General features: G+C 69.9%; 11 protein-coding genes. 4 read left to right on the forward strand and 7 right to left on the reverse strand.

Features of this window, described 5'->3' with window-relative positions; genetic code table 11:
* Positions 1 to 29 precede the first annotated feature (29 nt).
* A complete protein-coding gene (locus tag ABI385_RS02295; RefSeq protein ID WP_348102112.1) occupies positions 30 to 518 on the reverse strand; it encodes a toxin-antitoxin system HicB family antitoxin in 489 nt (162 codons plus the stop codon).
* 95 nt (positions 519 to 613) lie between these two features.
* Here ABI385_RS02295 and ABI385_RS02300 point away from each other — a divergent pair, with 95 nt between their 5' ends.
* Together ABI385_RS02300 and ABI385_RS02305 are read left to right on the forward strand one after the other, a co-directional pair.
* The gene (locus tag ABI385_RS02300; RefSeq protein ID WP_348102113.1) at positions 614 to 1,279 is read left to right on the forward strand and encodes a TetR/AcrR family transcriptional regulator; all 666 of its coding nucleotides are present in this window, start codon (positions 614 to 616) and stop codon (positions 1,277 to 1,279) included.
* Positions 1,280 to 1,383: 104 nt separating this feature from the next.
* The gene (locus ABI385_RS02305) at positions 1,384 to 3,789 is read left to right on the forward strand and encodes an MMPL family transporter (protein WP_348102114.1); all 2,406 of its coding nucleotides are present in this window, start codon (positions 1,384 to 1,386) and stop codon (positions 3,787 to 3,789) included.
* Positions 3,790 to 3,798: 9 nt separating this feature from the next.
* Here the strand turns inward: ABI385_RS02305 and ABI385_RS02310 are convergent, their stop codons facing one another.
* Entirely contained in the window at positions 3,799 to 4,548 is a 750-nt protein-coding gene (locus ABI385_RS02310) for a DUF4118 domain-containing protein (protein WP_348102115.1), read from the reverse strand.
* Between the two features lie 109 nt (positions 4,549 to 4,657).
* On the opposite strand from ABI385_RS02310, the gene ABI385_RS02315 reads away from it, so the two are divergent.
* A complete protein-coding gene (locus tag ABI385_RS02315; protein WP_348102116.1) occupies positions 4,658 to 6,847 on the forward strand; it encodes a copper-translocating P-type ATPase in 2,190 nt (729 codons plus the stop codon).
* Positions 6,848 to 6,854: 7 nt separating this feature from the next.
* Here the strand turns inward: ABI385_RS02315 and ABI385_RS02320 are convergent, their stop codons facing one another.
* Genes ABI385_RS02320 through ABI385_RS02340 form a run of 5 tightly spaced genes read right to left on the reverse strand, consistent with a single transcriptional unit; the run spans position 6,855 to position 11,559 of the window.
* A complete protein-coding gene (locus ABI385_RS02320) occupies positions 6,855 to 8,459 on the reverse strand; it encodes a phospholipid carrier-dependent glycosyltransferase (protein WP_348102134.1) in 1,605 nt (534 codons plus the stop codon).
* Positions 8,460 to 8,518: 59 nt separating this feature from the next.
* Positions 8,519 to 9,433 carry a cation diffusion facilitator family transporter gene (locus tag ABI385_RS02325; RefSeq protein ID WP_348102117.1) on the reverse strand — a complete coding sequence of 305 codons (915 nt, stop codon included), beginning with the start codon at positions 9,431 to 9,433 and terminating at the stop codon, positions 8,519 to 8,521.
* A 10-nt stretch (positions 9,434 to 9,443) separates the two neighbouring features.
* Positions 9,444 to 10,271 carry a CPBP family intramembrane glutamic endopeptidase gene (locus ABI385_RS02330; RefSeq protein WP_407068212.1) on the reverse strand — a complete coding sequence of 276 codons (828 nt, stop codon included), beginning with the start codon at positions 10,269 to 10,271 and terminating at the stop codon, positions 9,444 to 9,446.
* A gap of 27 nt (positions 10,272 to 10,298) precedes the next feature.
* The gene (locus tag ABI385_RS02335; RefSeq protein WP_348102118.1) at positions 10,299 to 10,919 is read right to left on the reverse strand and encodes a DinB family protein; all 621 of its coding nucleotides are present in this window, start codon (positions 10,917 to 10,919) and stop codon (positions 10,299 to 10,301) included.
* 58 nt (positions 10,920 to 10,977) lie between these two features.
* Positions 10,978 to 11,559: a DinB family protein gene (locus tag ABI385_RS02340; RefSeq protein ID WP_348102119.1), complete on the reverse strand. Its 582-nt coding sequence runs from the start codon at positions 11,557 to 11,559 to the stop codon at positions 10,978 to 10,980.
* Positions 11,560 to 11,622: 63 nt separating this feature from the next.
* On the opposite strand from ABI385_RS02340, the gene ABI385_RS02345 reads away from it, so the two are divergent.
* The gene (locus ABI385_RS02345) at positions 11,623 to 12,576 is read left to right on the forward strand and encodes a YafY family protein (RefSeq protein ID WP_348102120.1); all 954 of its coding nucleotides are present in this window, start codon (positions 11,623 to 11,625) and stop codon (positions 12,574 to 12,576) included.
* Positions 12,577 to 12,618 lie beyond the last annotated feature (42 nt).

Below are 12,618 nucleotides of genomic sequence, written 5' to 3' on the forward strand. Positions count from 1 at the left end.
TGGTGGGTGGAGGTGGTGGGCTGGGCGGGTTAGCGGGCCCAGCCCGCGAAGCTGTCGCCCGTGCGCAGCGTGCGCTGTGCGGATCGGCGTTGCTTGGGTTGGAGGCCGGCCGCAACTGCGCGGACCAGCCAGGTGTTGACCGACAGTCCGTCGGCCGCTGCGGCCTCGTCCACCCGCGCTTTGAGGGCGTCCGGCAGCCGGAGCGTCGTGCGCGAGGTGCTCGCGTCATCGACGTCGACGGTGCCAGCGGTCCGCTCGTCTGCATCCGGCTCGGTGTTGGGCGAAGTGACGACGAAGTCGATGTCACGACCCCGCAGTCGCATGTCGACCGAGCCAGGCGCGAGGTCACGGGTGATCTCGCCGGCCGCAGCCGACAGGGCGTCGAGGAGCACCAGACGCGCCGCGGCATCCAGTCCGGCAGCGAGCCGTTCGGCGACGGCACGGGAGTCCTCAGTGCCGTTGGCCGCAGTTGCTACCAGCTGGCGCTGAAGGTCGATCAGGTATGGTCCGAGTTCCACACCACCATGGTGACACCATTGTGGTGTCATATCAAGCCGTCGCGGTGTCACACTTCGATTTACACTCTGGTTGTCCATAATGCAAACTGCACTCTGTGACTGAAAGTGCAGCTCGGACGGTGGCCGCATCCGGGGTCCGCGACGGCGGCCGGGGCATACCTGCTCTTCCCGAGATCCGTGCCGCCGACGGTCGCCGACGCCGCCATCGGGCCACCTCGCGCGCCATCACGGTCGCCGCCCAGTCGCTGGCCGCGACGCATGGGCTCGACGGTTTCACGATGGACCAGCTCGCGCACGCGGTGGGCCTGTCGCGCCGGACCCTGTTCAACTACTTCTCCGGCAAGGAGGAGGCGGTCCTGGGCGAGATGCCGGTCGTCGAGGAAACGAGCCTCGCCACCTTCCGGGCTGGCGGCCCGACCGGTCACCTGTTGCTCGACCTGGCCGGCCTTGCCACCGAGATCATCGGGTCGGTGGCCCCCACACCGGCCCAGATGCGCATCGGCCGCGACGTGTTCACCAAGAACCCGCGGCTGCTCAGCCGCGACCAGGAGCGTTTCGAGGCATACGTCGCGCAGTTCCGGCAGGAGATCTCGAGCCGTGAGGGGTATGCCGCGAGCGACGTGCGCCCCAGGCTCGCCGTCGCCATCGTCGTCGCGCTGTATGAGGTCGCCCTCGAGGAGCTCGTGAGCGGTCGCTCGGAGGGCGACCTGGCGACCGCCTTTGCCGCCACGCTGCAGGGCGCCCGTTCTCTCGTCGGCTGAGACACTCCCACCCCCTTCTCAAACCCTGCGCCAACCCGCTTGAAACCCATAGGAACTCCGCACGATGGCGTGCACTCCGTCCCCTTCGTCCAGGAGCCCCCCGCATGGCCACTCTTCTCTACCGTCTCGGCCGCACCGCCTACCGCCGGTGGCCGGCCTTCGTGGCCGTCTGGATCGTCGTCCTCGTGGCGGTCGGCATCACCGCGGTCGCCATCTCGAAGCCGATGAACGACGCCTTCAGCATCCCGGGCATTCCCTCGGAGCAGGCCCAGACGCTGCAGACCGACCTGGGACTGGGGGGTGGAGCCTCGGTGGACGCAGCGAGCGGCACCCTCGTCATCGCCGCCCCCGAGGGACGCCGGCTGAGCGAGTCCGCATACTCGTCAGCCGTCGACACGATGCTCGTCAGACTGAGGCAAGTCCCGCAGATCGTCTCGCCGGACCGGCTCGGCAACCCGGTGCAGGTCGCGGCGGCTCAGTTCGAGAAGGCGGTCGCAGGTGCCGTGCATGCCGGTCAGCCCCAGGCGGTCGCCGAGTCGAACGCCAAGGCACTCCTCCCGCTGAGTGCCGACGGCCGGGTCGGGACGGTCTCGTTCACGTTCGATGCGAAGTCGCCGGGTGACGTCAAAGCATCGACGCGGGACGCGGTCACCGCGGTTATGGACTCCGGACGGGCGTCCGGCCTGGTCGTCGAGGCGTCCGGCAGCGGTCTGCAAGGCGCCGTGGCGGTCGACGGCAAGAGCGAGGCGCTCGGGCTCCTCGTCGCTGGGGTCGTGCTGATCCTCACCTTCGGGTCGCTCGTGGCGGCCGGTCTTCCGTTGATCACGGCCGTCGTCGGAGTGGGGATCGGGTTCCTCGGCGTGACCGCTGCGACCGCCTTCACCGACATCGGCTCGACCACCCCGATCATTGCGGTGATGCTGGGGTTGGCGGTGGGGATCGACTACGCGCTGTTCATCCTGTCCCGCTACCGCACCGAGCTGGACTCGACCGACGACCGGCAGGAGGCAATGGGCCGTGCGGTCGGCACCGCGGGCAGCGCCGTCGTCTTCGCCGGTCTGACGGTCCTCATCGCCCTGGCTGCCCTTGCCGTCGTCCGGATCCCGTTCCTGACCGCAATGGGTCTGGCTGCTGCGGGCACCGTCTTCGCCGCGGTCCTCATCGCGCTCACCCTGCTTCCCGCGCTGCTCGGGATGTTGAAGTCCAAGGCCTTCGCCGGGCGGGTCCGGGACCGCAGTCGCGGCCGGCACGAAGCCCCGCCGGAGAGCTCGGTCGCGACCAGCGCCGACCTGCCGCAGGACCACGGGTTCGCGGCGCGCCCGCGCACCAACAACGGCGTGCGCTGGGCACGGCTCGTCGCGCGGGCTCCTATTGTCGTCGTCCTGCTGGCGGTGCTCGGCCTTGGTGCTCTGGCCATCCCGGCAAAGGACCTGCACCTAGCCCTCCCCAGCGACTCGACAGCATCCTCCGGCACTACCCAGCGACGCGCTGCGGACCTGCAGACGGCCGCGTTCGGAGCAGGCCGCGGTGGCCCACTACTCCTTGTTGTCGACGCCCGCGCCCTCCCCGACGCGGCGGGGCGCGGACAGGCATACGGAGCAGTCACGCAGTGGGCAGCCAACCGCGGCGACGTGGCGAACGCCCAGGTGATCGGGACCAACCAGGCAGGCACCGGCGCGCAGGTGCTCATCACGCCGCGCAGCGGGCCGGATGACCAGGCCACCCTCGACCTGCTCAACGGGTTGCGCGACGGGCAGCGCTCTATCGAGGAGCAGACCGGAACGGTCCTCGGCGTGACCGGGGTGACCGCGATCCAGAGCGACGTGTCGCAGCGGCTGTCCGAGGCGCTGCCGCCCTATCTGGCAGTCGTGATCGGGCTGGCCTTCGTCCTGCTCGTGCTCGTGTTCCGCTCGCTCCTCGTGCCGTTGACGGCGACGCTGGGTTTCCTGCTCTCCCTGCTGGCCACCCTCGGGCTCACGGTCCTGGTCTTCCAGAAGCACCTGTTCGGACTGGTCGAACCCGCGCCGCTGGTCAGCTTCATGCCTGTGCTGCTGATCGGGATCGTGTTCGGGCTGGCGATGGACTACCAGGTCTTCCTCGTGACGCGAATGCGCGAGTCCTACGTTCACCGACGAGACGCCCGCGGCGCGGTGGTGGACGGCTTCCGGCACGGTGCCCGGGTCGTCACGGCCGCGGCCATCATCATGATCTCGGTGTTCGCGGCCTTCATCTTCCAGGCCAACGCGTTGATCCAGTCAATGGGCTTCGCGCTCGCGATCGCCGTGTTCTTCGACGCCTTCGTGGTGCGCATGACCCTGATCCCCGCCCTGATGAACGTGATTGGCGACGCGGCCTGGTGGCTACCGGCGTGGCTCGACAAGGTGATCCCGCACGTGGACATCGAGGGGACCCGACTGGCGCACCGTCGCCCGGAGTCCGGGTCCGGCGGTCACGCGGCTTCGCGCGACCGGGAGGCTTTGCCGGACCTCGACAGCGCTGCGCCGGCCTGACCGGACCCGTCAGGTCCCCGTTCGGGCGACCACCGAACCGACCTGGTCAGCGAGCAGCACGGCCACCCGCAGCTGCTCGCGACCGGGTCGGCGGACCGCCGTCGCGGCGGTCAGCACGAACGCTCCGACGACGCGGCCGCCACTGCGCACCGGGAGCAGGATCTCCTCGTCCGTCGGCAGCCCGTGACGTCCCGCCTCGATCTCGCGACTTCCTTGCCGGACCGTGCCGTCAGGCTGGACGACGGTGCGCAGATCGGGTGCGACGGGCGCAAACCGGCATCGGTCGAGGCGCAGCAGCGCCTGTAGCTCGGTCGCGACCAGCGCCACCATGTCGTCGGCGTCCGGGTCACGAGATGCCACGGTCTCGGCCGCACCGAGAACGCCGTCGAGGTAGCCAAGGCTTCGACTGGCCCCGGCCTGCTGATGCCGCCCCCACAGGGCGAGCTCGGTGACGCCGATGCCGACGAGCACGAGCAGGACCAAGGTCTCCACGTTTGCGGGGTCGGTCACCGCGAGGGTCTCGTAGGGTTGGGTCAGGAAGAAGTCGAAGAACAGGCCGCTCGAGACCGCGGCGAGAAAGCCAGCCGCTCGGTCACCGGTTGATGACGCGGCCACGACGACAAGCACGAGGACGAGCACGGCGGTCGCCGTGCTGATGTCGTCGCGAACCAGGGCGAGCAGGGCAGCGACCCCGAGTGGAACGAGGGCAGTCGCGACCAGGAGCCACGGGCGGTTCCGCAGGAGCAGGAAGTCGGCCATGCCCTCAGCGAAACACCATGCGGCCCGGTTGAGGCTCCTCCTGACGCGATCTTGACGGCGAACGCGTGCCGATAGACGCAGGCATACCCCCTAGGGGTATTCTTCGACTATGAGCCACCACCACGCCACGCCGGAGCCCACCGCAGCCACGGTGCCAGACCTCGTGCGCGGCACTGACGCGGCATACACCTGTCCGATGCACTCGCAGGTCCGCCAGAGCGGACCCGGGGCGTGCCCGATCTGCGGGATGGCCCTCGAACCTGTCGAGGTCACGGCCGACGACGGCCCCAGCGCCGAGCTCACCGACATGACACGGCGGTTCTGGGTGGGCTTCGCCCTGGCCCTGCCCGTGGTCCTGCTGGAGATGGGCACCCACCTGTTCGGCCAGGTATCCGACGTCGTCTCGCCGACCGCCTCGACGTGGGTCCAGCTCGTGCTCACGACACCGGTGGTGCTGTGGGCGGGCTGGCCGTTCTTCGTGCGGGGGTGGGCCTCGGTCCGGACCTGGAACCTCAACATGTTCACTCTCGTCGCGATGGGCACCGGGGTCGCCTACGTCTATAGCGTGGTCGCCACGCTGGTGCCGGGGATCTTCCCCGATGCGTTCCGCGGGATGGGTGGCACGGTCGACGTCTACTTCGAGGCGGCTGCGGTCATCACCGTCCTCGTACTGCTCGGCCAGGTCCTCGAGCTGCGCGCCCGAGACGAGACCTCGGGCGCCATCCGAGCGCTGCTCGACCTCACCCCGAAAACCGCGCGCCGGATCCGTGACGCCGGTGACACGGGCTCCGACGAGGAGGTCGACCTCGCCGACGTTCAGGTCGGCGACCGGCTTCGGGTCCGTCCCGGTGAACGGGTCCCCGTCGACGGCACCGTCGAGGACGGTCGCTCGTCGCTCGACGAGTCGCTCGTGACCGGCGAGTCGATGCCGGTGTCCAAAGGGCCCGGTGACACCGTCGTCGGAGGGACGATCAACCAGAGCGGCAGTCTGGTGATGCGCGCCGACGGCGTCGGCCGCGACACCATGTTGGCGCGCATCGTGGCGATGGTCGCCGAGGCGCAGCGCTCCCGAGCCCCGATCCAACGCGTGGCCGACCGAGTGGCCGCCGTGTTCGTGCCGGCGGTCGTCGCCGTCGCCGTCCTGGCGTTCGTGGTGTGGGCGATCGTGGGTCCCGACCCACGCCTCGCCCATGCCCTCATCGCCGCCGTGACCGTTCTCATCATCGCGTGTCCCTGTGCCCTCGGCCTGGCCACACCAGTGTCGATCATGGTGGGGGTCGGGCGCGGGGCCGAGCTCGGCGTCCTGGTCAAGAACGCCGAGGCGCTCGAGCGACTCGAGAAGGTCGACACGCTCGTCGTGGACAAGACGGGGACACTGACTGAGGGCCGGCCGTCGGTGACGACGACTCTTGCGGCAGAAGGGTTCTCGTCTCACGAGGTCCTGCGCCTCGCTTCCGGCGTCGAACGCGCCTCCGAGCATCCGCTCGCCCACGCGGTCCTTGCTGCCGCCGCCGAGGCCGGCCTCGCCGTCCCCGAGGTCGTGGACTTCGACGCGCCCGTGGGTCGAGGGGTCCTCGGAACCGTGGAGGGTCGCCGGGTCGTCCTCGGGAGCGCGGACCTGCTCTCAGAGCAGCAGCTGGACGCCTCGAGTCTGACCGCCGAGGCCGACCGGCTGCGCAGCGACGGTGCGACCGTGGTCCTCGTCGGAGTCGACGGACAGCTCGCCGGTCTGCTGGCCATCGCCGACCCGGTGCGGGCATCGACGCCACGAGCCCTCTCGGCCCTGCGCGGGGCGGGTATCGACATCGTCATGGTGACGGGCGACAACCGGGTCACCGCCGAGGCCGTCGCCAGGCGTCTGGGCATCGACCGGGTCGAGGCCGGGGTGCTGCCCGATGGCAAGAGCAAGGTCGTGTCCCGGCTGCGCGACCAGGGACACGTGGTCGCCATGGCCGGCGACGGTGTGAACGACGCCCCGGCGCTCGCGGCCGCGGACGTAGGCCTCGCGATGGGTTCAGGCACCGACGTGGCCATGGAGAGCGCGGGGATCACCCTGCTCGGCGCCGATCTGGGCGGAATAGTGCGAGCCCGCTCGCTGTCCCAGCGGACCATGTCCAATATCCGCCAGAACCTCGTGTTCGCGTTCGTCTACAACGTCGTCGGCATCCCGATCGCTGCCGGCGTTCTCTACCCGTTCTTCGGCATACTGCTGTCTCCCGTCATCGCTGCCGCCGCCATGTCGCTGTCCTCGGTCAGCGTCATCGGCAACGCCCTGCGGCTGCGCAACGCGCGCATCTGAGCCAGCCTCAGATCCAGCTGGGGAACCACATGTGGGCGCTCCAGAACGCATACGGCACGACTTGCGCCGTGTAGATCGGGTAGAAGAAGGCGAACAACCCGACCGTCGACACGCAGAGGGCTCCCGTGAGCCCGAGGCCCAACCGCCGGCGTACCGGTCTCGCCGACGGACCGCCGATGGCCATTCCCAGCACGTAGACGACCGCGAGCACCACGTAGGGGACGAACGCGACCGCGTAGAACGAGTAGATCGTCCGCTCGCCGAGGGCAAACCACGGCACGTACCCGCCCATCAACCCGGCCAGGATCGCGCCCGCGCGCCAATCGCGGCGCAGCGCCCACATGAACAGCAGGACGAGAACGGCGAGGGTCGCGCCCCACCAGATGGTGGGCGTGCCGATCGAGGTGATCGCCTTGGAGCAGAGGTCGACCGTGCACCCCTGTTCGCCCTTCTTGGGTCCCTCGTAGAAGAAGGACGTCGGACGGCCCTGGATGAGCCACGACCACGGGTTCGTCTTGTACGGGTGGTCCGACGTCAGGTGCTCGTGAAACTGAAGGATCTGCGCGTGGTAGTTCCACCAGGAGCGCACCGGGCCCGGGACCCAGCCGAACCCGGGCTCGGCCGGGTTCGTGTCGGCCCAATGACGGTTGTAGCCGATGCTCGTCGCGAACCAGCCCCACCAGCTGAGGCAGTAGACGACGACCGACGTGACCGCCACCCAGACGAAGGCCAGCGGCGTGTCCTTGACCAGCCAGGCGGTCTTCCAGGCCGGTACGCCCGCCGCCCGGCGGGCGCCGAGGTCCCAGAGCACGGTCAGCAGGCCGAAGACGACGAGGAAGTAGGCCCCCGACCACTTAGTCCCGCAAGCCAGCCCGAGGCATACCCCGGCTGCGAGCCGCCACGGACGCCAGCCGAGGTTCGGCCCGTGCCGGCCGTAGGCGCCCACCAGCTGCGCGGTCGTCAGGCCGGCGACCTTGCGAGCAAGCACAGCCCTGGAGGCGTCGCGGTCGATCAGCAGGAAGCAGAAACCGGCGAACGACCAGAACATCAGGATGAGGTCGAGCAGACCCGTGCGGGAGTGCACGAAGTGGTGGCCCTCGAAGGCGAGCAGGATAGCGGCGACCGTGCCGAGCAGGGACGAGCCGAACAGCCGGCGGGCGGCGCGACCGATCATGAAGATCGACAGAGTTCCCATGACGCAAAGGGCGAACCGCCACCCGAACGAGTTGTCGATCCCGAACAGCTGCTCGCCCCACCCGATGAGCCACTTGCCGACCGGAGGGTGCACCACGAGGTCGCCGGTGGTCGGGTCGTAGACCTTAAGGACGTTGCCCGCGGTCCAGTTCTGGTCGATCTGCTTGGCGGCGTCCAGGACCGGGTCGTTGCGCATCTCGACCCCGAACAGGATCATCGACCAGCCCTCTTTGACGTAGTACGTCTCGTCGAAGACCAGCTGATGAGGGTCGCCGAGGTTCCAGAACCGTAGGACGCCGCCGACGACCATGGCGACCAGGGGCCCGAGCCAGCCGAGCAGCCGCTGGCTGCGGGTGACGTCGATGGGCCCCCCGAGCAGCCGACGACGCAGCTGCCCCTCGGTTTCCACGGGGTGCATCGTATGCAGCCGGGTTGGGTCCTGCGTCCCAGCGTCCGTGTGTCGCGCCAGGGTGGTCGTCACGCGTGCCCGGGCTGCTCGTGGTCGGCGTGGGAGGCGGCCTCGAACTGGATCGTCGAGTGCTCTAGCGAGAAGTCGTCGGCGAGGCGGCCTTGGAGGTCGTCGAGCATTCGCGGCAGGTGGCCGTCGTGGAAGCACGACTCGTCGACGACGACATGAGCGGTGAGCACCGGCAGCCCGGTCGCGACCTGGCTGACGTGCAGGTCGTGAACCTCGTGGACGTGCGGCGCAGCGAGCATCCGCGAGCGCACCTGGCCGAGGTCGATGTCCTTGGGCGTGGACTCCAGGAGCACGTCGATGCTCTCGCGCAGCAGCTTGACCGTCCTCGGCAGGATCAGGACACCGATGAGAACCGAGGCCAGCGCGTCGGCACGTAGCCAGCCGGTCAGGGCGATGACGAGTGCTGCCACCAGGACGGCGATCGACCCGAGCGCGTCATTAGCGACCTCGAGAAAGGCTGCTCGCAGGTTGAGGTTCGCCGACCTGGCACCGGCGAGGACCAGCATCGAGGCGGCGTTGCCCAGCAGCCCGACGAGACCGAAGACGACCATCACCCCGGACGACACCTCCGGTGGCTCGAACAGGCGGCGCACCCCTTCGACCAGCACGAAACCGCCGACGGCCAGCAGGACGGCGGCCTGTGCGGCCGCCGCCAGTACCTCCGCCCGGCGGAAACCCCAGGTCCGTTGCTGCGTCGCGGGCCGTCGGGCCAACGTCGCGGCGGCCCAGGCCAGGCTCAGCCCGGCCACGTCCGTGAGCATGTGGCCTGCGTCGGCGAGCAGGGCGAGGCTGCCGGAGATCACCGCGCCGCCGATCTCCGCGACCAGGACCACGCTGGTGATCGCGAGCACGAGGCTCAGCCGGCTGCGGTGGTCCTGTTGACCCGCTTCCGGGACATGCGAGTGGTCGCCCATCATCTGCTCATCAGTGCAGCCAGCTCAGGTGGTCCTTGAGCAACGTGTAGCCGATGAACGCCACCGTGTCGAGGGTGAAGTGCGCGACCACCAGCGGCCCGACCCGGCGCCACCGCAGGTAGACCAGCGCAAAGACCACTCCCATCACGGCGTTGCCGACGAAGGCGCCGAACCCCTGGTAGAGGTGGTACGAGCCGCGCAGCAACGCCGACGCGCCGACGACGACCGGCACGCGCCAGTCCATCTGCCGCAGCCGGGTCATCAGGTAGCCGACGACGACGACCTCCTCGAGGACCGCGTTCTGCATCGCCGACAGCAGCAGAATCGGCACGGTCCACCACGCGCCGCTGAGGTTGGCCGCGGCCACCTGGGTGTTGATGCCGAGCGCCTTGGCCGCGAGATAGAGCCCCAGCCCAGGGATCCCGATGAGTGCTGCCAGCGCCAGGCCACCACCGATGTCGAAACCCGGCCGGCGCAGGTCGAGACCCAGGAACCGTGCCGGCCGCTCGAGAGAGGGCGGCTCCACCCGACGCAGCAGGTAGAGCGCCAGCAGGACGGGCATGACCGCGAACCCGATGTTCGCGAGCTGGTAGGCCAGGTCCAGCCACGGGCGGTCGGGCGTCACTGAGTTGTTGAGCGAAGACGACTGGTTGCCCAGCGGCACGTTGACCGTGAGCCGGTCGATGATGCGCAGCACGGCGTAGACGGCCGACGCGCCGAGCGACAGACCGAGGACCACGAGCGCCTCGCGACCCAGGCCCGCCCGCCGCTCGGGCGGCACGGGCGCGGGGACCGGACCGGGCGTCGACGGGTCGGCCGTCACGTCGGTGGTGCTCACGGCACGAGGGTATGCCGGGTGGCCGGGCTACCGAACGGGAGCCGCCGCTTGCACAGCCGGCTTCCAGGGCTTCAGCCACGGCGTCTCCGGCCACCCCTCGGCGGCGGCGAGCAGCTCGTACATGGTCGCTCCGTCGAGGTGCTCGCGGACGATGTCGGCGTGACCTGCGTGCCGCGCCAGCTCCTCGAGGAGGTGCATGAACACCCAGCGGACCGACCACGCTTCGACGTCCTTGGGGAACCACGGCGCGTCGCGCGGCACCGGAACCGGCGCAGACAGGTCGATCCCGGGGTCGAGCGCCGCTGCCTCCGTGGCGGCCGACACCTCGTCGAGCAGCGCCAGGAGGTCGACGATGGTGTCCTGCGAGGCGTCCCAGTCGCGTCCGTAGTCGGCGGCCCGCTCTTCGACGGGACGGTTGTCGCCAGGCGGTTCGTGCGGTGCGGAGTGGACGCGCGACATCCAGGCGCGTTCGGTGTAGGCAGTGTGCTTGACGAGCCCGGCGATGCTGATCGCGCTCGCGGACGGTGTCGCGTGCGCCTGCTCGTCGCTGAGGCCGAAGGCGGCGTTGCGGATCCCGTCGTGCTGCTGGCGCAGGAAGGCGGCGATCGCCTCGCGCTCGTCGGCGACGGGGGGTGGGGTGCCGGGCATGTGACGCTCCTGATGGTCGAGGGGATCGGGTGATGCGGTGGAGTGGGGTGGGTTGGGCTCAGTCGGTGCGGTGCGCCCACAGATCGCGTAGCAGCGCGACCTCGGCGCCGTGGTGGATGGTCTCGCGGTTGATGTGCAGCACGAGGTCGAAGCGCGAGAGCTCGGCATAAGGGCCCTCGACGGCACCGAGCCGCTCCAGGAGCGTGTCCGTCTCGACCCAGCCATGAACTCCCGCAAGCCACGCGGCATACGCCGCGTCGAGCTGGCGAAGTGCCTCGTCTGCGGTGGCGGCGTAGGCGTGGGAGTCGTAGTCGACCGGTGGTCCGCCGAAGTGGGACGCGACCCGGGCGCCGAAGACCCCCACGATGAGGTGGCCGAGCCGCCAGGCGATGGTGGTCACCGGGGGAGGTACCGGCTGCGGATAGGCGAAGTCGATGGTCATCTCCCCGGAACCCGCCTGGACGGGTGCGGTGCCGGTGCCTCGCACTCGCACGTTCCAGGCCCCGGGGGTGGGTTCCCACCCGTACTCGAGATCGGTCAGCCCTTCGAAGCGGGGTCGCAGCTGGGTTGTCCAGTGCGCGTCGAGCTGGTCGATGGTGTCGTTGCCCAAGGTGGTCAGCACGGTGTCGTTCGTGGTCATGGGACCAGCGTGGCATCGATAGCGGACAGAATCAGTCCGCTATCTCATGCCAGACTTCTCGGTATGTCGGACACGACCGGCCGCGCACTTCGCCTGCTCAGCCTGCTGCAGTCGCGGCCGGTGTGGACGGGGCCGGAGCTCGCGGCCCGGCTCGGGGTGACGACGCGGTCGATCCGCCGCGACGTCGAGCGGCTGCGCGAGCTGGGCTACCCCGTCCGGGCCGCGAAGGGGGTGGGCGGGGGTTACCAGCTGGGTGCGGGGCGCGCGCTGCCGCCGCTGCTGCTCGACGACGAGGAGGCCATCGCCGTCGCGGTATGCCTGCGGCTGGGCGCCGGTGGCACCGTGGCCGGCCTCGGCGAGGCCGCCCTGCGCACCCTGGCCAAGCTCGACCAGGTGCTTCCGGCCCGGTTGAGGTCGCAGGTGGCGGCCGTCCAGGAGTCCACGACGACCCTCGACTCGCCGACCTCCCGAGTCGACTCCGACACCCTGCTCACCCTTGCTCGCGGGTGCCGCGAGACCGAGCGGGTGACCTTCGCGTATGCCGCGGCGAGCGGCGCGGAGTCCACCCGCCGGGTCGAGCCCTACCGCCTGGTGGCCACCGGCCGGCGGTGGTACCTCGTGGCATACGACCTCGATCGCGAGGACTGGCGCAGCTTCCGGCTGGACCGGATGACCGATGTTGCCGCGACCGGGTGGCGGTTCCATCCCCGCCCGGCGCCGGACGCAGCGGACTTCGTACAAAGAAGCACATCGGTGGCCCCCTATGACCACGTCGCGCGGGTGCTGGTGCACGCGCCGGTCGACGAGGCTGCGCAGCTGCTGGCGCCGACAACCGGGCGGCTGGAGGCATCCGGAACGGATCAGTGCGTGTTCGAGTCCGGCGGCAACGACTTGGGCGTGATGGCGTGGCACCTGTCGCGCCTCCCCTGGCGGTTCGAGGTGCTGGAACCGCCTGGACTGAGGGACGAGATGCGGGCGCTCGCCGCCCGGCTGACCGTCGCCGCTGGTCCCGGCTGAGTCGGGCCCACCCATCGACCGGACTCACGTTGTCCTCGGTTT

Origin of the sequence: Lapillicoccus sp. (genome assembly GCF_039935575.1) — a bacterium.
Lineage (GTDB): Bacteria > Actinomycetota > Actinomycetes > Actinomycetales > Dermatophilaceae > Lapillicoccus.

Bases quoted from the DNA above. Each gene is read 5' to 3' on its own strand.
- ABI385_RS02315 (WP_348102116.1), top strand. From the start codon at position 4,658: ATGAGCCACCACCACGCCACGCCGGAGCCCACCGCAGCCACGGTGCCA.
- ABI385_RS02305 (WP_348102114.1), top strand. From the start codon at position 1,384: ATGGCCACTCTTCTCTACCGTCTCGGCCGCACCGCCTACCGCCGGTGG.
- ABI385_RS02340 (WP_348102119.1), bottom strand. From the start codon at position 11,559: ATGACCACGAACGACACCGTGCTGACCACCTTGGGCAACGACACCATC.
- ABI385_RS02320 (WP_348102134.1), bottom strand. From the start codon at position 8,459: ATGCACCCCGTGGAAACCGAGGGGCAGCTGCGTCGTCGGCTGCTCGGG.
- ABI385_RS02345 (WP_348102120.1), top strand. From the start codon at position 11,623: ATGTCGGACACGACCGGCCGCGCACTTCGCCTGCTCAGCCTGCTGCAG.
- ABI385_RS02335 (WP_348102118.1), bottom strand. From the start codon at position 10,919: ATGCCCGGCACCCCACCCCCCGTCGCCGACGAGCGCGAGGCGATCGCC.
- ABI385_RS02310 (WP_348102115.1), bottom strand. From the start codon at position 4,548: ATGGCCGACTTCCTGCTCCTGCGGAACCGCCCGTGGCTCCTGGTCGCG.
- ABI385_RS02325 (WP_348102117.1), bottom strand. From the start codon at position 9,433: ATGGGCGACCACTCGCATGTCCCGGAAGCGGGTCAACAGGACCACCGC.